Annotated in this window: 26 protein-coding genes; 6 read left to right on the top strand and 20 right to left on the bottom strand. The window is 53.7% G+C overall.

All coding sequences use genetic code 11. The annotated features are described in order from the left end of the window. Positions 1–52 precede the first annotated feature (52 nt). The 4 genes from ACI2I2_RS22355 to mutY form a co-directional block, all read right to left on the bottom strand. Positions 53–1315 carry a nucleoside permease gene (locus ACI2I2_RS22355; protein ID WP_404659961.1) on the bottom strand — a complete coding sequence of 421 codons (1263 nt, stop codon included), beginning with the start codon at positions 1313–1315 and terminating at the stop codon, positions 53–55. Positions 1316–1544: 229 nt separating this feature from the next. After that, positions 1545–2624: a membrane-bound lytic murein transglycosylase MltC gene (mltC, locus tag ACI2I2_RS22350; RefSeq protein ID WP_404659977.1), complete on the bottom strand. Its 1080-nt coding sequence runs from the start codon at positions 2622–2624 to the stop codon at positions 1545–1547. A 123-nt stretch (positions 2625–2747) separates the two neighbouring features. Then, complete coding sequence (locus tag ACI2I2_RS22345) at positions 2748–3023, bottom strand: oxidative damage protection protein (protein WP_404659960.1); 276 nt, start codon at positions 3021–3023, stop codon at positions 2748–2750. Between the two features lie 25 nt (positions 3024–3048). After that, positions 3049–4101: an A/G-specific adenine glycosylase gene (gene mutY / locus ACI2I2_RS22340; protein WP_404659959.1), complete on the bottom strand. Its 1053-nt coding sequence runs from the start codon at positions 4099–4101 to the stop codon at positions 3049–3051. A 145-nt stretch (positions 4102–4246) separates the two neighbouring features. Here mutY and trmB point away from each other — a divergent pair, with 145 nt between their 5' ends. From trmB to ACI2I2_RS22325, 3 genes are read left to right on the top strand one after another with little or no spacing between them, the layout of a single operon-like run. Next, a complete protein-coding gene (gene trmB / locus ACI2I2_RS22335) occupies positions 4247–4966 on the top strand; it encodes a tRNA (guanosine(46)-N7)-methyltransferase TrmB (RefSeq protein WP_404659958.1) in 720 nt (239 codons plus the stop codon). Further along, positions 4966–5292, top strand: a complete 327-nt coding sequence (locus ACI2I2_RS22330) for a YggL family protein (RefSeq protein ID WP_404659957.1) — start codon at positions 4966–4968, stop codon at positions 5290–5292. Before trmB ends, ACI2I2_RS22330 begins: the two co-directional genes overlap by 1 nt. Positions 5293–5346: 54 nt before the next feature. Further along, entirely contained in the window at positions 5347–6066 is a 720-nt protein-coding gene (locus ACI2I2_RS22325; protein WP_404659956.1) for a DUF2884 domain-containing protein, read from the top strand. A gap of 89 nt (positions 6067–6155) precedes the next feature. On the opposite strand, the gene ACI2I2_RS22320 is transcribed toward ACI2I2_RS22325, so the two are convergent. The 9 genes from ACI2I2_RS22320 to ACI2I2_RS22280 form a co-directional block, all read right to left on the bottom strand. Continuing rightward, entirely contained in the window at positions 6156–6494 is a 339-nt protein-coding gene (locus ACI2I2_RS22320) for an endonuclease domain-containing protein (protein WP_404659955.1), read from the bottom strand. Positions 6495–6567: 73 nt separating this feature from the next. Then, positions 6568–7869, bottom strand: coding sequence for a TRAP transporter large permease (locus ACI2I2_RS22315; protein ID WP_404659954.1), 1302 nt, complete (start codon positions 7867–7869; stop codon positions 6568–6570). After that, positions 7869–8372: a TRAP transporter small permease gene (locus ACI2I2_RS22310; RefSeq protein WP_404659953.1), complete on the bottom strand. Its 504-nt coding sequence runs from the start codon at positions 8370–8372 to the stop codon at positions 7869–7871. The genes ACI2I2_RS22315 and ACI2I2_RS22310 overlap by 1 nt, the downstream gene beginning before the upstream one ends. A gap of 42 nt (positions 8373–8414) precedes the next feature. Beyond that, on the bottom strand, positions 8415–9401 hold the full coding sequence (locus ACI2I2_RS22305; RefSeq protein WP_404659952.1) for a TRAP transporter substrate-binding protein: 987 nt from the start codon (positions 9399–9401) through the stop codon (positions 8415–8417). 300 nt (positions 9402–9701) lie between these two features. After that, a complete protein-coding gene (gene hemW / locus ACI2I2_RS22300) occupies positions 9702–10841 on the bottom strand; it encodes a radical SAM family heme chaperone HemW (protein ID WP_404659951.1) in 1140 nt (379 codons plus the stop codon). Further along, entirely contained in the window at positions 10841–11428 is a 588-nt protein-coding gene (locus ACI2I2_RS22295; protein WP_404659950.1) for an XTP/dITP diphosphatase, read from the bottom strand. Before ACI2I2_RS22295 ends, hemW begins: the two co-directional genes overlap by 1 nt. Next, complete coding sequence (yggU, locus tag ACI2I2_RS22290; protein WP_404659949.1) at positions 11416–11727, bottom strand: DUF167 family protein YggU; 312 nt, start codon at positions 11725–11727, stop codon at positions 11416–11418. Before yggU ends, ACI2I2_RS22295 begins: the two co-directional genes overlap by 13 nt. Then, positions 11724–12290, bottom strand: a complete 567-nt coding sequence (locus tag ACI2I2_RS22285) for a YggT family protein (protein WP_404659948.1) — start codon at positions 12288–12290, stop codon at positions 11724–11726. The genes yggU and ACI2I2_RS22285 overlap by 4 nt, the downstream gene beginning before the upstream one ends. Positions 12291–12312: 22 nt before the next feature. Continuing rightward, a complete protein-coding gene (locus tag ACI2I2_RS22280) occupies positions 12313–13017 on the bottom strand; it encodes a YggS family pyridoxal phosphate-dependent enzyme (RefSeq protein WP_404659976.1) in 705 nt (234 codons plus the stop codon). Positions 13018–13032: 15 nt separating this feature from the next. On the opposite strand from ACI2I2_RS22280, the gene ACI2I2_RS22275 reads away from it, so the two are divergent. After that, positions 13033–14013, top strand: coding sequence for a type IV pilus twitching motility protein PilT (locus ACI2I2_RS22275; protein WP_404659947.1), 981 nt, complete (start codon positions 13033–13035; stop codon positions 14011–14013). On the opposite strand, the gene ACI2I2_RS22270 is transcribed toward ACI2I2_RS22275, so the two are convergent. Further along, positions 14010–16268: an FAD-dependent oxidoreductase gene (locus tag ACI2I2_RS22270; RefSeq protein ID WP_404659946.1), complete on the bottom strand. Its 2259-nt coding sequence runs from the start codon at positions 16266–16268 to the stop codon at positions 14010–14012. The genes ACI2I2_RS22275 and ACI2I2_RS22270 overlap by 4 nt on opposite strands. A gap of 67 nt (positions 16269–16335) precedes the next feature. Between ACI2I2_RS22270 and ACI2I2_RS22265 the strand changes: the two genes are divergently transcribed. Continuing rightward, positions 16336–17028 (top strand): IclR family transcriptional regulator, encoded by a 693-nt coding sequence (locus ACI2I2_RS22265; RefSeq protein WP_404659945.1) that lies wholly within the window; start codon positions 16336–16338, stop codon positions 17026–17028. Between the two features lie 520 nt (positions 17029–17548). Then, on the top strand, positions 17549–18202 hold the full coding sequence (locus ACI2I2_RS22260) for a LuxR C-terminal-related transcriptional regulator (RefSeq protein WP_404659944.1): 654 nt from the start codon (positions 17549–17551) through the stop codon (positions 18200–18202). Positions 18203–18242: 40 nt separating this feature from the next. Here ACI2I2_RS22260 and ruvX read toward each other — a convergent pair whose 3' ends face one another. From ruvX to ACI2I2_RS22230, 6 genes are all read right to left on the bottom strand, one after another. After that, on the bottom strand, positions 18243–18659 hold the full coding sequence (gene ruvX / locus ACI2I2_RS22255; RefSeq protein WP_330985476.1) for a Holliday junction resolvase RuvX: 417 nt from the start codon (positions 18657–18659) through the stop codon (positions 18243–18245). Then, on the bottom strand, positions 18659–19222 hold the full coding sequence (locus ACI2I2_RS22250; protein WP_330985475.1) for a YqgE/AlgH family protein: 564 nt from the start codon (positions 19220–19222) through the stop codon (positions 18659–18661). The genes ruvX and ACI2I2_RS22250 overlap by 1 nt, the downstream gene beginning before the upstream one ends. Before the next feature lie 101 nt (positions 19223–19323). After that, positions 19324–20271 carry a glutathione synthase gene (gene gshB, locus ACI2I2_RS22245; protein WP_330985474.1) on the bottom strand — a complete coding sequence of 316 codons (948 nt, stop codon included), beginning with the start codon at positions 20269–20271 and terminating at the stop codon, positions 19324–19326. 24 nt (positions 20272–20295) lie between these two features. Continuing rightward, a complete protein-coding gene (gene rsmE, locus ACI2I2_RS22240) occupies positions 20296–21027 on the bottom strand; it encodes a 16S rRNA (uracil(1498)-N(3))-methyltransferase (protein ID WP_404659943.1) in 732 nt (243 codons plus the stop codon). 20 nt (positions 21028–21047) lie between these two features. Continuing rightward, a complete protein-coding gene (endA, locus tag ACI2I2_RS22235) occupies positions 21048–21782 on the bottom strand; it encodes a deoxyribonuclease I (RefSeq protein WP_404659942.1) in 735 nt (244 codons plus the stop codon). A 94-nt stretch (positions 21783–21876) separates the two neighbouring features. Then, complete coding sequence (locus ACI2I2_RS22230; protein WP_404659941.1) at positions 21877–22377, bottom strand: SprT family zinc-dependent metalloprotease; 501 nt, start codon at positions 22375–22377, stop codon at positions 21877–21879. Positions 22378–22556: the final 179 nt, after the last annotated feature.

Raw genomic sequence — 22556 nt, 5'->3', positions numbered from 1 at the left:
GGAGTTTTTAAGCTCCCTCTCCCTTTGGGAGAGGGCTGGGGAGAGGGGGAAATCAGTGTGCAACAGTCTGCGCTTGCGCACCCGCAGGTACACGCACGTGTTTGTACTTAAACAGTGCAACGAACGCGAAAGCCAGCACCAGTGAGTAAGCCGCGAAAATCAGCCACACGTTCTGCCAGTCAGTAATGCCGTTTACGGTGTACATCTCCACCACTTTACCGCTCGCAATCCCGCCGAGAATACAGCCGAAACCGTTGGTCATCATCAGGAACATGCCCTGTGCGCTGGCACGAATTTCTGGCTTCACTTCTTTTTCCACAAACACGGAACCGGAAATGTTGAAGAAGTCGAACGCACAGCCGTAGACAATCATCGACAGCACCAACAGCACGGTGCCAAACGGGGTTGGGTCGCCATAGGCGAACAGGCCAAAGCGCAACATCCACGCGAAGATACTGATAAGCATCACGTTCTTAATACCGTAACGGCTCAGGAAGAACGGGATAGTCAGAATGAACAGCGTTTCGGAAATCTGCGAAATCGACATCATCACCGAGGCGTGCTGCACAATAAAGCTGCTGGCGAACAGCGGGTCTTTATCGAAGCTGTGCAGGAAGGTGTTGCCGAACATGTTGGTGATTTGCAGCTCCGCGCCCAGCATCATCGAGAAAATAAAGAAAATGGCCATGCGTTTGTTTTTGAACAGCGCGAAAGCGTCCAGACCCAGCATGCTGCTCCAGCTCTGTTTCGCCTGCTGGTTCGATACCGGAATGTGCGGCAGCGTCAGGGTAAACAGCGCCAGTACCACGGACAGCGCCGCGCCGATGTAAAGCTGCATGTGGCTTAACTCGAAACCAGCAAAACTCACCGCCCACATCGCGATGATAAAGCCGATGGTGCCCCAGATACGAATCGGCGGGAAGTCGGTGACGATGTCCATCCCTTCCGATTTCAGGCGATAGTAGGAAATGGTGTTGATGAGCCCAAGCGTTGGCATATAGGCCAGCGAGTTGAGCAAAATAATGATAAACATTGCGCCCGGCGTGGTGACTTCTGCCGCCATAAACAGCGTGCCTGCTCCGACTAAATGGCACAGCATGTAGACCCATTTGGCGCTGATCCATTTGTCGGCCACGATCCCGAGCAGCGTTGGCATCAAGACGGCTGCAATCCCCAACGAACTGTATACGGCACCGATATCCGCCCCGTCGAATTTCAGGGTGACAAACATATACGAGCCCAGCGTCGTCAGCCAGCTCCCCCACAGACAGAACTGCAGGAACGACAAGATTTTGAGCTGCAGCTTAAGGTTCATGTTAATTTCCTCACAAAGGTATTGGGGGTTATGTTGTTATTAAAACATTCACGGCAGTGATTTGAGGCGATTCTAGCGGTGAGAGGTCTGACGTTTTGTTAGCTGCCGCAAGAAAATGCAATGATTATTCTTTTGCAGAGCAGTTTAGTGACGCAAATAACATTTTCGTATGACGAAGAGGCGAGGGGAGAAGACTCAGGCCCGGAATCGAGCCTGAGTTAAGGGCGTTTTACTTGCGGCGATAGCTCTTTTGCGCAGTGTTAACTTTATAGAGATAACGGCGGGATTCGGCTGATGGATGGCGAGTCGTTAACGTCTGATAGACATCGCCCGGAGACATACTGTTGATGATGGTCGCCGCCTGCACTTTATCGCTTGAGAAGACGCGAAGCACGCTACCCGCCCCGCCGTTATACGCAGTGATCACCGCATAGCGACGTGAGGTTGGGTTATCAATTCCGCCCAAATAAACGTTGCTCAACATCGCCAGATAGGCGGTGCCGGTATCAATGTTGCTGGCCGGATCAAACAGGAAGCTGCGGCTTGGCGTGCCTGATTTACCCTGTGCTTTGAACACGTCCTTCCCGGCAGAATGTTGAACCACCTGCATCAGGCCCAGTGCGTCGGCGTTGCTGACGGCGTAAGGGTTAAAGGAAGATTCAGTCTGCATAATGGCCAGAATCAGGGATTCATCCACGCCATATTTACGCGAAGCCTGACGCACCATGCCGATGTATTTATGCGCACGTTTGTCGAGGTGATTCGGCACCAGGTTAATGGTCACGCTGTAGATAATGTGCAGCCCGTTATTGCGGCTTTTCAGGCGGTTTTGCAGCAGCCAGTCAGCGTAGTTCGATGCGCGGCCTTGCCAGCGAATCGGCTGTCCGGTGTTATCCACCACCTGTCCGTACAGGAACGGCTCTTTGGAAATCTGGATGTCATCGGCATCGGAATAGAGATCGACCGAGCCCGGATCGTCGCCCATCAACAGCGTTTTGATGATCGTCTGACGCAGGCGGCCGGCAGGATCGGTTCCGGCGATGGTTTCGAAGGTGATCGTACCTTCGTCAAAGTTGATGTGGCTACGGGTGTAATACTGATCGGAATACTTCACGTAGTCCTTCGGCCCTGCGACCAGAACTTCGTTGTACCCCCAGATATTCTCTATGTTGTGGGCGAACTGGCCCATCAGGATGTCAAAACCGTTGGTGTCCTTTACCCAGGCTTCATTATAGGTATCGTTTTTTTTAGAGCCTGAACACGAAATGAGCAACGGCGCAATCAGGGCTAGCGCTAAATATTTTTTCATCATTCCGGGAGTGCTTGTGGTGTTGTGATAAATGTATCGGCAATGCCGGGTGGCGCTACGCTTACCCGGCCTACAGCGATAACGCAGGCCCGCGCAAACGAAGTGCCGCCGGGCAATCCTGCCTTACTGTTTTTCCGGCGGCGTATAGCCTTCGATATGCACGTCTTTGCCTTCGAACAGGAAGTTGATCATCTCCTGCTCCAGCAGCTTGCGGTGCTCCGGATTCATCATGTTGAGTTTTTTCTCGTTAATCAGCATGGTTTGCTTGTGCTGCCACTGCGCCCAGGCTTCTTTCGAGATTTCGTTATAGATGCGTTTGCCGAGCTCGCCCGGGTAAAGCTGGAAGTCCTGGCCTTCAGCGTCGCGCTGCAGGAAGGTACAAAAAATGATTCTGCTCATGACTATTCCTCTTTTAGGCCGTCGCTCAAACCAGAGCGCCGGCGCGTAACTGCTGTAACAGGCGTTCAACGGGAGCGGCAAGCCCCACGGACGGTGGCTGGGCTAAGTTATACCAGAGAGCGTTGCCTTCATCCATGCATGCGCCAACAGACTGCACGCTGAGCCACATTGGCACAATATCCAGATGGAAATGGCTGAAGGTGTGGCGGAAGGCGGTTTGCTGTTCGAGCTTGCCGGCTTTTATCTGACGCGCAGCCAGCCATTCACGTAATTCTGCCTCTGAGGCGAACTGTGGAAAACAGAACAGGCCGCCCCACAGGCCACTTGGTGGACGCTGGAGTAAAAGCACTTCGTTATCGTGCTGCATGATAAGGAAATAACCTTCGCGTTCAGGCAGCGTCTGCTTGGGTTTTTTGCCGGGATACTGCGCCCAGCTGTGATGGGCATAGGCCACACAACCGGTGTTTAAAGGGCAGAGTTCGCATTTCGGTTTCGAGCGCGTACAGACCATCGCACCCAGGTCCATCATCGCCTGGTTAAAACGCTCCACGCCTTTCGCGGGCGTCACATCTTCGCTGATTGACCACAGGCGCTTTTCTACGTCTTTCTTGCCCGGCCAACCGTCGACAGCGTAGCAGCGAGCTAAAACACGCTTCACGTTACCGTCGAGGATCGGGAAATGTTTGCCTAAAGAAAGCGAAAGGATGGCGCCCGCCGTAGAGCGGCCAACGCCCGGTAAATCGGCAACTTCTTCAAACGTTTCAGGGAATTTGCCTTTGTGAAGCGTGGCAACCTGTTGCGCGGCTTTATGCAGATTGCGCGCACGAGCGTAATAGCCAAGGCCTGTCCACAGATGAAGGACTTCATCAAGCGGAGCATTGGCTAAATCGGTGACTGTCGGAAAGCGCGCCATAAAGCGTTCAAAATAGGGAATGACTGTCGCCACCTGCGTCTGTTGCAGCATCACCTCAGAGAGCCATACTTTGTACGGCGTTTTTTCTATTTGCCAGGGCAGGGTCTTACGCCCATATTTGTCGTACCAGTCCAGCACCTGGGCTGAAAATTGAGAGGCTTGCATGGTTACCGATTCGCTGTATCAGGGACGCAGATTGCAGCACAGCGACAGCCTCGCTGTAAACCGGATCTTTCCCATGCTTGCATCCTCTCATTAACTTTGGATAATGCCCGTTTCCTTAAATACTCATCAGGTAGACTGAATTTTTATGAACAACGACGTCATTTCACCGGAATTTGATGAAAACGGCCGCCCGTTGCGCCGTATTCGCAGCTTTGTCCGCCGCCAGGGCCGCCTGACCAAAGGGCAGCAGCATGCGCTGGATAACTATTGGCCGGTGATGGGCGTTGAGTTCAGCGAAGCGCCGGTCGATTTTGTCGCCTTGTTTGGCCGTGAAGCGCCAACCACCCTGGAAATTGGTTTCGGCATGGGCGCATCGCTGGTCACCATGGCGAAAGCCAGGCCTGAACAGAATTTCTTAGGCATCGAAGTGCATTCCCCGGGCGTTGGCGCTTGCCTCGCTTCTGCGCACGAAGAGGGCGTGGAAAACCTGCGCGTGATGTGCCACGACGCGGTGGAAGTGCTGCACAAAATGATTCCTGACAATTCTTTGAACATGGTGCAGCTGTTTTTCCCTGACCCATGGCACAAAGCACGTCATAATAAGCGCCGTATCGTTCAGGCGCCGTTTGCCGAGCTGGTGAAAAGCAAGCTGAAGCTGGGTGGTGTTTTCCACATGGCGACCGACTGGGAACCTTATGCGGAACATATGCTGGAAGTGATGTCCTCGCTCGAAGGGTATAAAAATGTCTCCGAGAGCAACGACTATGTTCCGCGTCCGGAATCGCGTCCGGTAACCAAATTTGAACAACGTGGCCATCGTCTTGGTCACGGCGTATGGGACTTAATGTTCGAGAGGGTGAAATAATGGCGAAAAACCGTAGCCGTCGTCTGCGTAAAAAAATGCACATCGACGAATTCCAGGAAGTGGGGTTCTCTGTTGCATGGCGTTTCCCGGAAGGGACTGACGTTGAGCAAATCGACAAATCCGTCGACCGCTTTATTGATGAAGTGATCGAGCCAAACAAGCTGGCGTTTGATGGCAGCGGCTATCTGGCCTGGGAAGGTCTGATTTGTCTGCAGGAAACCGGCAAATGTACCGAAGAGCATCAGGCCATCGTGCGTAAGTGGCTGGAAGAGCAGAAGCTCGAAGAGGTACGCACCAGCGAACTTTTCGACGTCTGGTGGGACTAAGTAGCTATAAAGGGCCAGCAATCGCTGGCCCGTTTTGTCTTTACAGGAGTTTCTATGATGCGCAAAACGTTGCTGGTGGCGGCCCTCTCGGTTACGGCTTTCGCCGCACAGGCGGATTATCAGTGCAGCGTCACCCCGCGTGACGATGTGATCCTCAACCCGCAAACCGTGCAGGTGAAAGGCGAAAACGGCAATCTGGTGATCACCCCAGACGGCAACGTGATGTTCAACGGCAAACAGTACACGCTGAGTGCCGCCCAGCGCGAACAGGCGAAAGATTATCAAGCCGAACTGCGCAGCGCGCTGCCATGGATTGACGAAGGCGCCCGCTCACGCGTGGACAAAAGCCGCGCCGCGCTGGATAAAATCATCACCGAGCAGGTGGGAGCCAGCAGCAGCATGCATGGGCGTCTGACCAAACTGGACGCGCAGCTCAAAGAGCAGATGAACCGCATCATTGAGCACCGCACCGATGGTCTGACGTTCCACTACAAAGGTGTTGAGCAGGTACGAGCCGACGGCCAGAACCTGGTGAATCAGGCGATGGGCGGATTGTTGCAGGACAGCATCAATGAAATGGGCTCGAAAGCGGTGCTGAAAGGCGGCGGTAACCCGCTGCAAAACATCCTCGGCAGCATGGGCGGTTTGCAAACCGCAGTGCAGAACGAATGGAAAAACCAGGAAGCGGATTTCCAGAAGTTCGGTAAAGACGTGTGCGGGCGAGTAGTGTCGCTGGAAGACAGCCGTAAAGCGCTGGTGGGGTCTTTGAAGTAATTCCGTGCCAGCCCCTCTCCCCAACCCTCTCCCGCGGGGAGAGGGAGAAAAAGTCGCCTGTTTTAGTTCCCTCTCCCCTAGGGAGAGGGTTAGGGAGAGGGGGAGCAGGCGGTGAGGTGTTCCAGAATTCTCATCAATACCCCCTCCTCATTCTCCCTTAACTCATTATTCCAGAAGCGTAAAACTTCCCAGCCTCGGGCTTTTAGCCACGCCGTCCTTTGCCTGTCATTGTCCGTATTTTCAGCGTGTTGTCCTCCATCAAGTTCGACAATCAACCTGGCGCGATAGCAGACGAAATCAGCAAAAAAGGGGCCGATTGGCATCTGTCGTCGAAACTTATACCCATGAAAGCGTTTTGCTCTCAGCAGATACCATAGCTGCTGTTCTTCTGGTGTTTGGTTAGTACGAAGTTGTTTTGCGATTTCCATCCCCCCACTCTGCCAGCAAATCAAACCACTGCCAGAGTGAGAAGAGGAAACCGGAAGCCAGCTTCCAGGATTTTTACATCAGACCCAATGCTTGCGGGATAAACAGTGAGATCTGTGGGATGTAGGTGATGAGCATCAACGCGACCAGCAGGGCGGCGTAGAAGGGCAGAAGCGGCTTGATCAAATGCTGGATTTTCACCCCTGAAATCGAGCAGCCGACAAACAGCGCGCTGCCAACAGGCGGCGTCAGCAGGCCGATACACAGGTTCGCCACCATCATGATGCCGAAGTGAACCGGGTCCATACCCAGCTCTTGTGCAATCGGCAGGAAGATTGGGGTGAAGATCAGCACCGCTGGTGTCATATCCATAAAGATACCCACGATCAGCAGCACGATGTTAATCAGCAGCAGAATGATCAATGGATTCTCAGAGATCCCCATCAGCGTGTCGCTGATCATGTACGGGATATCGGCGTTGGTCATCGCCCAGGACATGCCGACCGAAAAACCAATCAGCAGCAGAACGATAGACGTGGTCACGACCGATTCCAGTATTAGCTTCGGCAGGTCACGCCATTTCACCTCACGGTAAATCATCACCGAAAGGATAAAGGTGTAAACCACCGCAATCGCTGACGCTTCCGTGGCAGTAAAGATGCCGCCCAGAATGCCGCCCATCACGATGACGACCAGAAGCAGGCTCGGCAGTGCATCCAGCAACGCTTTCGCCGCCTGTGCACAGGTTGGGCGTTCAGACAGCGGATAGCCGCGACGTTTAGCGATAATGGCGCACACCGTCATGATGGCAAGACCCATCAAAATACCCGGCAGATAACCCGCCATAAACAACGATGCGACCGAAACGCCGCCCGCAGTCAGCGAGAACACAATCAGCACGTTTGAAGGCGGGATCAGCAAGCCAGTGATGCAAGACGACACGTTAACGGCTGTTGAAAACGCCGGGTCGTAGCCCTTTTTCGTCTGAATGGGATTCAGCGTGCCGCCAACAGCCGCTGCCGCTGCTACCGCAGAACCTGAAATGGAGCCAAACATCATATTCGCCAGCACGTTCACATGCCCGAGCGAACCGGGTACACGGCCGACCATCACCTGCGCCAGATTGATGAGGCGTATGGCTATTCCGCCGCTGTTCATCAGCGTGCCCGCAAAAATAAAGAACGGGATAGCCAGCAGCGCAAAGTTATCCAGGCCGTTTGCCAGACGTTGAGACACTGTGATGACCGCGATATCCCACGGGAACATCAGCAGCATTGACGCGACGGTAGCGATGCCAATGGAGAACGAAATAGGCACGCCGATAAAGACCAGCACGAAGAAACAACCGAATAAGGTCAGAGCAATTGACGCTTCCATTATTGCGAGGCCTCCTGCGGATGGGTCAGGCGAGTAATGCCCTGATAAATAAAGAACAGGGCGTAAAACATCATCACGAAGCCACACAGCGGCAGAATGAAGTAGACGTAACCCATTGGGATTTGCATTGCCGCAGAAACCTGCGCGGTGGCCAGCGTTTTCTCAATCAGCTTGAGTCCGCCGGTGACAATGACCAGCCCAGAAAACGCGAAAATGAGCACATTCACTATCACGCTGAGGATGGCCTGACGCTGTGCATTCAGGGTCATCGCTAAGAGATCGATAGAGAGATGGCGTTGCGCACCTACGGTATAGGCCGCACCGAGAAGGCCCACCCAAATCATCAGAAAGCGTGCCAGCTCATCCGTTATCGTGCTGGGCTGGTTCAGCACATAGCGGCTGAACACCTGCCACACTACGCAGATGACGAGTGCGACCATGACTGCCACGGAAAAGGCCGCGATGGTGCGATCCACCCCTTGCTTAATGCGGTTTAACATCATGATTATTTTCCTGAAAAGGGCCTGAGGCAGGCCCATGGCAGATTACTCGGCGGCTTGTTCGAATTTCGCCAGCAGTTCGGCTTGCTTTGGATCTTTTCTGAAGTCGTCATACAGCGGCTGTACGGCAGCACGGAACGGGGCTTTATCGACGCTGACAAATTCTCCGCCCATTGCTTTGGCCTGAGCACGGGTTTCTTCTTCCACTTTGTTCCACGCCTGTTGCTGCCAGGCTTCGGAATCTTTAGCTGCTTTCGCGAGGATTTGCTGTTGTTCAGGTGTCAGCTTGTTCCAGGTTTTGGTGGAGATAACGAGGAAATCAGGAATGGAGGCGTGTTCGTCCTCAGAGAAGACTTTGGCAATTTCGATGTGGCGAGTCTGAACCCATGACGGCACATTATTTTCCGCGCCATCGACCACGCCTTGTTGCATCGCGGTATAGACTTCACCGAAAGAAATCGGGGTCGGTGAGCCACCCATCAGCTCAATCATTTTCAGGGTGGTTGGGCTTGCCTGAACGCGAATTTTCAGCCCTTTTAAATCTTCGGGTTTAGTGATCGGTTTTTTCGCATAAAAACTACGGGTACCGGCTACATAAGCCGACAGCGCAAAGAAACCTTTATCTTTGCTGGAATCCATAATTTCTTTGCCGACGTTGCCGAAGACCACTTTATTAAAATGATCCTGGTCTTTGAATAAATAAGGCAGATTATAAATGGCGTAAACATTATCAAAAGATTCTAAATCGCTGGCAGACCCTTTGGTCATATCCAGCGCGCCATTTTGTAATAATTCCAGGGTTTCACGGGCGCTGCCCATTTGGCTGCTGGGATAAATGCGAATCGTCATTTTCCCGTCAGAAAGTTCTTTAACTTCTTTTGCCATATGTTCAAACGTTTGGTGTACCACATGGCTGCGTTCGAGGTTATGTGCCAGTTTTAACGTAACTTTTTCAGCTGCCTGCGCGCCCGTGGCAAACAGGACAAGCAAAGAAGCGCCCAGCAGAGTGCGGGTAAAAGAGGTCTTTTTCATTGATGGCTCCATGCTCATTAATACTCAGGGTGGTTTACAGATAATGCAATCCAGAAAAAATCTGTATGACATCTTATCCTGGTTGTCAGACATGCAGACCTCGCCGAGTTCACAGTTTTTTGTCTGTAAACGGACGGCGACTTATTTTTGTGCGCTATGTTGGGTTTATTTATCGAATATGAATGAGGGAGTTATTCAGGAAGTAATTATTAGTTGAATGACTAACAATAAATAGCGAGGTGAATGCTCGGCTTTTACGAAATGATGAGATCGGCAAGGCGCAGATCTCATCATCAGGTATTATTCTTCGTTGAGGAAAATTTCCAATAACGAGTTTAAAAACAATTTTCCGTGATCGGTAATTTGCCACTCAGTGGCGGTTTCCGTCAGGTAGCCTTCAGCCAGCGCCTGATCAATCTGCGGGCGAAGGAGTGATTCTGGTAAACCAGTGAATGCGGTGAATTCTGCACGCGGTGCAGGCTCCAGCAGGCGGAAGCGGTTCATAAAGAACTCAAACGGCTTATCCTGAGCTTCCACATCGTGCTGACGTTCCAGATAGCGACCTTCCATATAACCACGCGGATGGCGTGTTTTTGCCGTACGCAGAATGCGCCCATCCGGGAAAGTCACTTTGCCGTGTGCGCCGCAGCCAATGCCGAGGTAATCGCCAAAGCGCCAGTAGTTCAGATTGTGCTGGCACTGATAGCCCGGTTTGGCGTAAGCGGAGGTTTCATACTGCTGATAACCTGCGCCAGTCAGCAACTGATGGCCTTGTTCGTAAATATCCCACAGCGCGTCGTCGTCCGGTAGCTTCGGCGGGCGCGAGCCAAACAGCGTGTTGGGTTCGATGGTTAACTGATACCAGGACAAATGCGGTGGGTTGAGCTCAATAGCCTGACGCAAATCGTCCAGCGCTTCTTCCAGCGTTTGGTCTGGCAGGCCGTGCATCAAATCCAGGTTAAAGCTACGCAGGCCAAGGCCCGTTGCCAGATGTGCAGCGCGTTTAGCTTCGCCTGAATCGTGAATGCGCCCGAGGCGCTTGAGTTTTGGTTCGCTAAAGCTTTGCACGCCGATAGAGATTCGGTTTACCCCGGCGCGCTGATACTCAACAAAGCGATCCGCTTCCACCGTGCCCGGGTTGGCTTCCATGGTGATTTCTGCATCTGCGGCCAGATTAAGGCGCGCACGAACACCATCAAGCAGCGTGTGCATGGCCGGGCCAGAAAGCAGGCTTGGCGTTCCTCCGCCGATAAAAATCGTTTTTACTTCGCGTCCCTGCGCGTAAGGCACGTCTGCATCCAGGTCAGCGAGCAGATGCTGTACATAATCATCGTGCGGCACTTCGCCTTTCAGGGCGTGCGAATTGAAATCGCAGTACGGGCATTTCTGCACGCACCAGGGAATATGAATGTATAAACTCAGCGGAGGTAACACGGTCATTAACGCAGGGCTTCCAGTAACAATTTCAGCGCCTGTCCACGGTGGGACACGGCAATTTTTTCTTCGCGGCTCAGTTCAGCTGCGGTTTTACCCGCTTCTGGCACGAAGAAGATAGGGTCGTAGCCAAAGCCGCCGTTGCCTGCTGCTTCGCGGGTGATCACACCCGGCCAGCTGCCATGACACACCAGCGGCGTCGGATCTTCAGCATGACGCATATAGACCAGCACGCAGTGGAACTGTGCCTGGCGTTGGTCTTCTGGCACGTCTTTCAGCGCAACCAGCAGCTTTTCCAGGTTCTGCTGATCCGTTGCCTCCTCACCGGCATAGCGTGCGGAATAGATGCCAGGCGCGCCGCCAAGCACATCTACCGCCAGGCCGGAATCATCGGCAATCGCTGGCAGGCCAGTGACTTTCGCCGCGTGGCGCGCTTTCAGAATGGCATTTTCGATAAACGTCAGCCCAGTCTCTTCCACCGACTCAACGTTCAGCTCAGTCTGTGCCACGACGTCGAGCCCGAAATCACTCAGCAGCGAGGAAAGCTCGCGCACTTTACCGGCATTACCGGTAGCCAGAACTACTTTTTGCATGGGATGTCCTGCTTTATGAGCGCTTCCACGCCCGAAGGGAGTTGTTGCGGATGAAGAATTTTTATCTGTTTGTGGCGGCCAAGCTCACCTTTCTCAATTATCACCTGGCTTTTTGCCACGCGAAACTGTTTGCCGAGAAATTTCACCAGGTGAGCGTTGGCCTGACCATCAACAGGCGGGGCAGTGATGGCGACTTTCAGTTCGTCGCCATGCAGCCCGACAATGCTGTCACGGCTGGCTTTCGGCTGAATATACAACCGTAAAACCAGCCCGTCGTCGCACAGGTCGACGGCACTCATAGTGCCATCCACAGCCCCGGCAGCAGCATATTTCCGGTGGCCTGAAGCAGTTCGGTGATGCCCATGTTGATGACATACAACAGCAACACGAGGATCATCGGCGAGAAATCAATGCCACCCATTGAAGGCAACAGGCCGCGAATCGGGCGCAGCAGCGGGTCAGCAAGCTGCATCAGCACGAATTCAACCGGGCTACGGCCACGGCTGACCCAGCTCATGATGGCCATCAGCATCAGTACCCAGAAAATCAGCAGGCCGATGGTTTTCACCAGGATAAGCACCGCGGAAATCCAGATGATCGGCTCGAAGGTGATGACCATAAACAGCACGATAGCCTTGAGTACACAGAGCACAAAGGCTATCAGCAGCGATGAGCTGTCAATCGGGCCCATCGCCGGGATAACGCGGCGCAGCGGCCCGACAATCGGCTGAGTGGCCTTCACCACAAACTGCGAAAACGGGTTGTAAAAATCACAGCGGGCCCACTGCATCCAGACGCGGAGCAGCATCACCATGGTGTACAGCTCAATCACGGTCGAAAGCAGGAAAGTCAACGTCTTCATGGCGTTCCTCAGTTTTCCTTATTTATTGTTTTGGGTAATCGCGTGCGCCAAAAATGGCGGTCCCGATGCGTACCATCGTGCTGCCTGCGGCAATCGCAGCAGCCATGTCGTCTGACATGCCAAGCGAAAGCGTGTCCACGTCAGCGTAGCGTGTTTTCAACCGGGCAAATGCTACCGCCATTTGTTGGGCTACCGCAAATTGCCTTACATATTCTGACTCTGGAGCCGGGATTGCCATCAGCCCACGAAGGCGCAGGTGAGGCAACGCGGCAATGGCTTCTGCCAGCGCATCAATGTCTTGCGGCGCAATACCTGACTTGCTGGATTCGTCGCTGATGTTGACCTGGATAAGCACGTTCAACGGCGAAAGATGCGCCGGGCGCTGCTCGCTCAGGCGCGTGGCAATGCGCAGGCGATCAACGGTATGGCACCAGTCAAAATGCTCGGCCACCTGACGGCTTTTGTTCGACTGCAAAGGCCCGATAAAGTGCCATTCCAGTTCAGTCTGACCGATTTCCTGAAAATAGCGGATTTTCTCCACGCCTTCCTGAACGTAGTTTTCACCAAACGCTCGCTGGCCTGCACGGATAGCTTCTTCGATCGCGCTCGCAGGTTTGGTCTTACTGACTGCAAGCAGAGTAATTTCTTCTGGAGCACGGCTGCAAAGGGCAGCAGCGGCTGAGATTTTCTCCCTGACCTGTGCCAGGTTATGCGCAATGTCGTTCATTTTCAGGGTGATCATATGGATATGCAGGAAATTGTGGCCCTTAGTGTAAAGCATAATGTCTCGGATCTACACCTGTGCAACAGCGGCGCTGTGCGCTGGCGGCGGCAGGGCAGGCTCGAACCCGCCCCCTTCGAAGCACCCGATCCGCAAATTCTGCTGCTGGACTGGCTCAGTGATGCCGTACGGCTTCAGTGGCAGCAGGAAAATCAGTGTGACTTTGCGGTTCAGGCGAGTGACGGCAGGCGGTTACGGGCCAGCGCTTTTCGTCATGCCGAAGGTGTCTCCCTGGTGCTGCGTTTACTGCCTGAAAGATGCCCGCAGCTCGCCGAACTTGACGCTCCGGTTGCCATTACCGAGCTGTTAAACGAAGAGAGTGGGCTGATTCTGGTGACGGGGGCAACGGGCAGTGGAAAATCAACGACGCTGGCGGCGATGGTTAATCATCTGAATCACCACCGCGACGGGCATATTCTGACCCTGGAAGATCCGGTGGAATTTGTTCACCACAGCGAGCGCTGTCTGATTCATCAGCGAGAAGTGGGGGCTCACTGCGAGTCTTTCGCTGCGGCGTTACGCGTTGCATTGCGGCAAGATCCCGATGTGATTTTGTTGGGCGAACTGCGTGATACCGAAACCATTCGTCTGGCGCTTACAGCAGCAGAAACCGGGCATCTGGTGCTGTCCACATTACACACACGCGGCGCGGCGCAAGCTATCGAGAGGCTGGTAGATGTCTTTCCCGCAGGTGAAAAGGAACAAGTACGCAGCCAGCTGGCAGGCAGCCTATGTGCGGTGTTAGCGCAAAAATTGCTGCCTGATAAACAGGGGGGCAGAGTCGCGCTGTATGAGCTGCTGGTTAACACGCCTGCGGTTGGCAGCCTGATCCGCGAAGGGAAAACGCATCAGTTGCCCGGCGTGATGCAAACCGGGCAACTGGCGGGCATGTTGACGTTTGCGCAGAGCTATCAGCAGCGTCAAGCCGCCGGAAGGCTCTAGGCGATATTCAGTGAATAAACGGCAGGAAGTGCGCCAGCCGTGGCGAGGATTTCCAGCCGTATTTCGCGGGTACACAGCGGTGTGCTAAAGCGGTGAGTGCAGACGGAATGGTGATTGTCGGTGACTTCTGCCAGCAACGTTTCACCCGCCCATAGCCGATAGTGCGTAATACAGTGAGGTGTCACCGCGTTGACATGACCCATTTGCACGGTTTCCATCGCGTTGTCGAAATCGTTGTCCTGAACCAGCGTCAGACTGTGGAGGTTCTGCTCTTGCTCCCACTGCCAGCGAACGGTAGGGGTTTTATCGGTGAGGGCTGGCACCCAGGCATGGGTCTGTTGTTCCGGGCGAAGGTGTCCGTTTAGCAGGTGGGCGGCGGCGTAGCACTTAAACGGTGTATCGAAGCGTAGCGCGGGGAAGAGGGTGTGAGGGCGGCGACGGGGAAGCCAGAAATCAAACTCATCCACCCCGTAATCCCCGTCGACCACCTGGCGTGAGTGTTTCGCCACCCGCGCGTTGAGGCTGTTGAACACGGTCATTATGCCGGGAAGCTGAAGGTCGGTTAGGGCCACGCTGATCTCTGGTTGTGCTTCAAAAGCCAGGAAGACGTATTGGTCACGGTCGCTGCGCCAGTTGAACTGGCAAAGGTAATCGCCTTCATCACGGACGTCGATGTCACACCTGGCATAGTGCTGGTCCGGAGTAAAGTTGCCTGGGCGCTGGCTGCCAAGCAATTCAATGTGCAAGCGCGAAGGCTGAGTGCTGCGAAGCGGGAGCCTGATGGCAGGCAGCGTTTCCCCTGCTTTGACTGGCAAGAGAATAGCCATGCGTTCAGTCAAAGGGTGCCATTGCCCATTTGCCGGCAGCCCGGATAACTGAAGCTCACTGCTGACGCTGATGTGCGCGCCCCGCGAAGGATCGTGCAACCTCTGACGCGGAATATAACAGCCAGCCGCCTGGAGGCGTTGCTGAAGTTCGCCAATGCGTTCCTGGTTTGCCAGCGCTTTTGGCGAGATGCGTTGTTCATGACAAACCGCCGCGCCTCTGCCGACCACTTCACCGAGCAGACCGCAGGTACACATTACGCGTGCACTGCCGAAGGCGACGTGCGAAGCCGAAATCAAACGCCCGGTGAGCAGCAGGTTTTCTACGGAACGGCTGTAAAGACTGCGCCAGGGGATGGTGTAGATGCCTTTGCTGTGGAATTGACGGCAGCCATCGTGGGTGCTGTACACGCCATCGGCAGGGTGTAAATCAATCGACCAGCCGCCGTAGCCTACGGCATCGTAATGATCGCGTTGTTCGACAATATCCTGCTGGCTCAGCAGGTGATCGCCCATAAATCGACGGCTTTCGCGTTTACCTGGGATGGTGCCGATCCATTCGATAGTCATGTTGGCCGCTTCAGGAAACTCGCCAGAGTTTTTGATGTAATCCCAGACGCCCCAGACGATTTTCCACAGCTCCCACTTAATGGTTTCACTTTCATAGACGGTATCAAGCCGACCGCCCCATTCGAGCCACCACAGGTCGCAGCCGTTAAGTGTGGACGTCAGGCGTTTGTATCGAGGAATGTCGGTGATGTCTTTCAGGGCGAAGGAAGGGGGAACGAACGTTACCGGCGCGTTGGTTTGCCGGGTATAGAAGTAAATGGAGTGCCCAAGCTTGTGACCAAAGCTGTCGCCGGGCGCCATTTTTTCGCCGAGTTCTGCCTCATCTTCGGCCCCTTCCCGAAATTCTGCCCCCGCCAGATAACCCAGCACACCGTCGCCGGTGGCATCGCAAAATTGCGCTGCGGAAATCTGATAAAACGTTTCGTTGATAGCATTGAAGGCTTTGAGTTGGGTAATTCGCTGACCTTCTTTTTCCAGTTCGTACACCGCTGTATTCAACAGCAGCGTGAGCCCAGGTTGGCTACGGGCCAGGTCCAGTAACACCAGATCGAACATCACCGGGTTACCTTCCTTATTGCGCCACAGGTTTTCTTCGAGGATCTCGCCCATAATCCCGCCTTCGCGTGCCCAGCGGTTATTGTTGCCCATATGCGAGGTCGCGCCATTGGCCCACAAACGAACCTCGCTGGAAGCATTGCCGCCCAGCACGGGTCTGTCCTGAATCAATATCACGTTCAGGCCTTCGCGTGCGGCAGCGAACGCGGCGCATAAACCGGCCAGTCCTCCTCCTGCCACAACGAAATCGGCGTGCAGTTGCTGCTGGGGAAAGCTTCGGTTTTCACTCTGACTGTAGATGTTCATCACCTTGTATCCTTTTGAACTGACGCTAAAATCATTGCTCTATAAGCCTGCTAACGGACGATACCCCATGTCATCTCAACCGAATCAAAGCCTGATCGATGGCATTCGCTGTCTGCAATACCTTGTTTCCAGCGGCCGGGCTATTGGCTGTCGCGAACTCGCGCGTCTGATGGGCATCAACACAACTCGCGTCAACCGGCTGCTGATGACCATGGCCTCTATCGGCTTGACCATGCAGGATGAGCAGCGGCGCTATCTTCCCGGCCCCGGCATTCATGCTCTTGCTGCACAAGCCATTCGCGGCTCTGCGCTGTTTTCGCGCGCGCTTCCCATCCTTGAACGCTCTGCACCAAAAGATATCGTGGTGGCGGTTGGCGTGCTGTGGGAAGACCAGGTTATCTACATCTGGCACTCCGAGCCTGGTCATCAACTGAGCCAGGCGCTGGCGGGTTTCCACATGGTTCCTGCCTGGCAGTCTGTCATTGGGATGTCTTTGCTCGCCCATGAGAGTGATGAGCAGCTTCAGCAGCGTTTTTCTGCTGAGCAGTGGCAACAACTCGCGCCTCATGTTCATCAACAGCGAGAGCTTGGGCATGTAGTCTGGCATCACAGCGATGGCGAAGTGTCGATGGCGCAGCCATTGGGGGCTCATTCCGCCGCGCTCGCTTTTGCGGGCTTATGGCATCCCAACCCCGATGACGTTGAGCATCGCCTGCAGTCTCTTCACGCCCTGGCCCAGGATCTGATGGCCCACAGCTAATTTGTTTCTTTTATAGAAACAGTTAATGATATGCAAAGAACAGGGCAAAGAACTGTGAGCGCGATCGCGTGTCTGCATCGAAAGAGTGTGTTCTTTGGGGAATAATTCATCTTTATTTGGAGAATATGGGGGAATTAAAAGATTGTGTTAGCGGTATTTATACTTCATTAAGGCTAATGTTATATTGTTGTTGATATTAAGCCCGGCTAATGCAATTGTACGGGAAGCCCTCCAAACTGGTGAGCGATTAATAATGTCGCAACATCTCTTCCTGCAATATAAGTATGAGACAAACCCGCACTGTGCATGAGATTATGTTGCTTAAAGCTGGAAAAAAGGGGTGATAATCTTTTGACACCTGTCAGGCATTCGTTCTATTCTATTTGTGAGGAATAGGATTTTTCTCACAAAATAGTGTTTTGATTTGTTAGTTACATTTTTAAATATTAATCGCGTGGCTTATTTTATTTGACTCATTTAATCACCATGATGGTGAGCTTCAACTATGGAGAGTTTTTAAATGCTTGATGTATCAGAGAGTGCGGGCAAATCACGTCAGTTGCTTCTTATCACTCATCCTTCGGTTCAGGCGAATGCTTTTGCCAGCTATCTGTCTGATCTTCTTTCTGTTTATGTTGATGTTCATAATATCAATAAGCCGTTGACGCAGCGCCTGATGCGGGGCTCTGTCATCCTCTTTGATATTGCGGTGTCAAATAAGAAACTGAATGGGATCTGGCGGGATATTATCCAGTCGCAGGTTGAAAACCCGCGTTTGCTTATTATCAATAGCGCACAAAAGTATGAGCTCTACGAAATGGCCAAATGGCCAGCGCTGTATGGTGTATTTCGCCATGACGATGATGAATCGCGCTTAATTGAGGGTGTCAAAGCTGTGCTTCACGGCGAGCAGACGGCTGAATTGAGCGTGATGCACCCTGCGATGTATGCAGCGGAACACACATCCAGCGATGTAGACAATATTCCACTGACAGAGCGTGAGTGCGAAATTCTCAATGAGTTGCGCGGTGGCGCAACGAATATGGATATCGCGCGTGCGTTGTTTATCAGTGAGAATACGGTCAGAACCCACCTGTACAATGTTTTTCGCAAACTGAGCGTGAAAAACAGAACACAGGCAGTGAGTTGGGCGAACGAGAATCTACGCCACTGATTTTATTGCCAGTTTCCCTCTCCCCGAAAGGGGAGGGGGATTAAAAACCCTGCTCGAAAAAGCTTTCCAGAATGACGACCGCGGAAGCGGAGTCGACCTTTCCTTTGTTCAGCGCCCGATAGCCGCCTTGTTCAAACAGGCCTGCTTTCGCTTCTACTGTGCTGAGACGCTCATCATGCAGAATGATTTTCACACCAAAACGGCCATGGATTTTATTGGCAAAGTTGCGTGCGCGTGCGGTGAGCGGTTGTTCGGTGCCATCCATGTTCAGCGGTAAACCGACGATCACCGCTTCAGGCTGCCACTCTTTAAGCAATTTTTCGATAGCGTTCCAGTCGGGTGTGCCATCCTGCGCCTTGAGCGCGCCAAGCGGACGGGCCGTGCCAGTGATGCGCTGCCCAACGGCAACGCCAATACTGCGTGTCCCGAAATCGAAACCAATCAGTGTGCCGCTCATTATGCGTGTCCCGCCACACCAGACATGGTCTGGATATCAATCCCAATCAGACGAGCTGCATCACGCCAGCGATCGGCTATCGGGGTTTTGAACAGAATGTTCATATCCGCTGGCGCGGTCAGCCAGGCATTATCGAGAATTTCCTGCTCCAGCTGGCCCTTCTCCCAGGACGCGTAGCCCAGCGCAACCAGCACTTCTGTCGGTTGTTCCGCTGTGCCGATTGTCTCCAGCACATCACGGGAAGTGGTGATCACCGTGTTGTCTGAAATGCGGATGCTGGAGGAAAAGGTTGATGGAGGCGTATGCAAAATAAAGCCGCGATCTTCTGCCAGCGGGCCGCCGAGCATGACGGGCTTATCGAGACGAATGTCGGGATCGCGAGGATCGGGCGTAATCTTGAGTTTTTCCAGAATCCCTTCAACCTTCAGATTTTCCATCGGTTTATTGATGATGATCCCCATCGCTCCGTCGTCATTGTATTCACAAATGTAGACCACAGCGCGGCGAAACATCGGGTCCTGGAGAGCAGGCATGGCAATAAGAAAGTGGTGCTGTAAATTCATTGTCAGAGGTTCTGTTTCCTGGTTTAAAAAGCAACAACGGCCAGTATGCGGGGAAAGTGGGGCGCTGTCGAGAGAAGGCGGGATCCCTCCCGCCCTGGCGGTTACTTGCCCAGACGCTTTTCGATAGCGTCCATCAACATACCGGTGATGGAGACAGGGAATTCCGCTTCGATTTCGCGGATGCAGGTCGGGCTGGTGACGTTAATTTCTGTCAGGCGATCGCCGATGATGTCGAGGCCCACGAAAATCAGCCCTTTCTCTTTCAGCGTTGGCGCGACTTTACGGGCAATTTCCCAGTCGCTTTCAGACAGCGGACGCGGCTCGCCACGGCCACCGGCGGCCAGGTTGCCACGGGTTTCGCCACCTTGTGGAATACGCGCCAGACAGTACGGCACCGGCTCGCCGTCGACGACCAGCACGCGTTTGTCACCGTCTTTAATGGCGGGCAGGTAATTCTGCGCCATGCAGTAACGGGTGCCAAGTTCGGTCAGGGTTTCGGCGATAACGCCGATGTTTGGGTCATCCTGCTTCACGCGGAAAATCGATGCGCCGCCCATGCCGTCCAGCGGTTTCATAATGATGTCACCGTGCTGCTGCCAGAAGGCTTTCAACTGGGCTTTGTTGCGGGTGACCAGTGTTTCCGGCGTCAGGTCAGAGAACCAGGCGGTGAACAGCTTTTCGTTACAGTCGCGCAGGCTCTGCGGTTTGTTGACGATCAGCGTGCCTTTTTCTTCTGCGCGCTCAAGCACATAGGTTGCATAGATGTATTCGGTATCGAACGGAGGATCTTTACGCATCAGAATGACGTCGAGATCGGCCAGCGCCAGATCCTGTTCGCCGTTGAAGCTATACCAGCCGTCATAATTCTGCTCAACGCTGAGCAGGCGAGTCTGCGCGCGTGCTTCACCGTTAATCAGATAGAGATCGTTCATCTCCATATAGTGGAGTTCGTAACCACGACGCTGCGCTTCCAGCAGCATAGCGAAGCTGGAATCTTTCTTGATATTGATCTTCGCGATGGGGTCCATCACGATGCCGAGCTTGATCATTACTCTTCTCCTGTAACGCGAGTATTAGCCCAGATCGCCAAAACGCACCTGCAGTGCGGTGATGGCGGTGAGCGCAGTGGTCTCAGTACGCAGAACGCGAGGTCCCAACAGAATATCAGTAAACTGGTAACGAGCGGTCATGGCAATTTCCTCTGCCGACAGCCCGCCTTCCGGACCAATCAGCAGGCGAACACGTTCTACCGGCAACGGCAGCGTGTTGATACTGGCGCTGGCGCGAGGATGCAGATTGAGTTTCAATCCACGCTCTTCTTCGGCACACCAGGCTTCCAGATCCATGGCCGGACGAATTTCCGGCACCACGTTACGGCCTGACTGTTCGCAGGCGGCGATGGCAATTTTCTGCCACTGCTGGAGCTTCTTGTTCAGGCGTTCGGCGTCCAGTTTAACGCCGCAGCGCTCGGAAAAAAGTGGCGTAATGAGGCTTACACCCAGTTCAATGGATTTCTGGATGGTGAATTCCATTTTCTCCCCGCGCGACATCACCTGGCCGAGGTGAATATGCAGCGGCGATTCGCGGTCATCGAGTTGAGCACTGAGCACATTCACCCGCACGCTCTTTTTATCCGCCTGAGTAATTTCAGCCTCAAAGACCTGATTGCTGCCATCAAACAGCTGAATCGCCTGGCCTTTGCCCATGCGCAGCACACGGCCAACGTGATTGGCGGCGTCATCGCTGAGGGCAATTTCATGGCCTGCGGTAACAGGCTCAGGGTGATAGATGCGGGGAATGCGCATAGGCTCAAAATTTCCGGATATCAGTTAACATTTGACGCTAGTGTAGGGTAGCTCTTTTGCGCCTGGCAAGCCTGCTGGACGTAAGGGTTATGATTCCCCTGAATTTCCGCAATGCGGGCATCGCGCTTGCACTCCCAGGCTGTGACTGGGTACATCTTATTCCAGGCGGTGAAGAGCTGCGATTGCTGGCGCGAAAGCGTGAGTTTATAGCGGTCACGCATATAGAAGTAAGTGCGGGCAATGGCACCGCGTGCGCGTTCCGGCGGCTCGGCGACTTTGCCTTTGAAGTCCACCTTCATGGTGCACTGACCGTACTGGCCTTCGCCGCCATTCCACTGGCTGTACATGAAGTTATTACGATCGCCATTCACTTCACCCACCGCGGGTTGCAGATTGTGCATATCGCTTTCCATCTGGCGATAAACAGGATCTTTCACGCAGTTTTTCCTGCCGCCATCCTGCCAGCACTGGCGCTGATGGCCGAATTGCCAGGCAGGCACCACGTGCTCCCATTCGACACGGCTGGCGCGGGTTTCATTTTTACGCACTTTATAGCCGCACGATTCCAGATCGATAACGCCTTTTTTCCCCTGCCAATTGATTTTACAGCCGCAATAAAAATCGCCAGGGGCGTCGGCATTGACTTTCACGCCCGCCGCTTTTGCCTGAGAAAATGAGCTGATCCCAGCGGCCAGTGCATGGCCTGAAAGGGCTGAGCTAATCACTGCCAGCGTCAGAATAAATTTACGGGACATCACGAACTCCGTATCAAAACGAGCCCGCAACGTAACGAAACAGATTGTCAGATGCAATCAGTCAGATCAGAAAACTTCCAGTTATTTCCGATGGTTACTTTTCAGCCACCAGAGGATCGCCGCAGTGAACGCAGCGGTAGACAGCTTCACCGCGCAAAACGCGATTGTGCCGACGAACGGTAAGCTGGTGCTGCTGGCAGCCGCAGCGATAGGGGAAGGTATTTTTACGCACGGACTCCAGTTCAAACTGATGCGTACGACGAGCCGGCACACCAAGCACGCTTTCCATCATCCATTTCCACTCTTTACCGTGCGGCGCGACACGGCCAAACCGCTTCCACACCAGCAGGTGTGCCAGTTCATGCGGCACGACTTCATCGATAAACGCCTGCTGATTTTCCAGCAGTAGCACAGGATTCAGGCGGATTTCATAGCTTTCCAGCCAGGCGGTGCCCGCCGAGGTTCCCCGCTGGGTCCAGTTTAGCGTTGGCTCCGGATAATCACGCCCGAGTGTCAGGTTTGCCTGGGCGAGTTTTTCCCGCAGGCTGCGCATGACAGCTTGCTGAACGGCGATGGGGAGGCGTGGGGTTTTCATAGCGGGGAAGGATAAAACTGCGAAGGTAAACAGTAAAGCCTTCTCATGCAGAGAAGGCTTTTTGTGTTTGCTCCCTCTCCCCTTGGGCTGAGGGATCCCCAGTAATATGGTCATTCGCCTGTGACCATATTACTGTACTCTTTCCCTAATAATTTCAGCGCATTAACTATATTCATTCG

Source organism: Scandinavium sp. NPDC088450, from assembly GCF_044900545.1.
Lineage (GTDB): Bacteria > Pseudomonadota > Gammaproteobacteria > Enterobacterales > Enterobacteriaceae > Scandinavium.
Note: the sequence above shows the minus strand (reverse complement) of the source record. Positions and strands in the feature narration are given on the sequence as shown.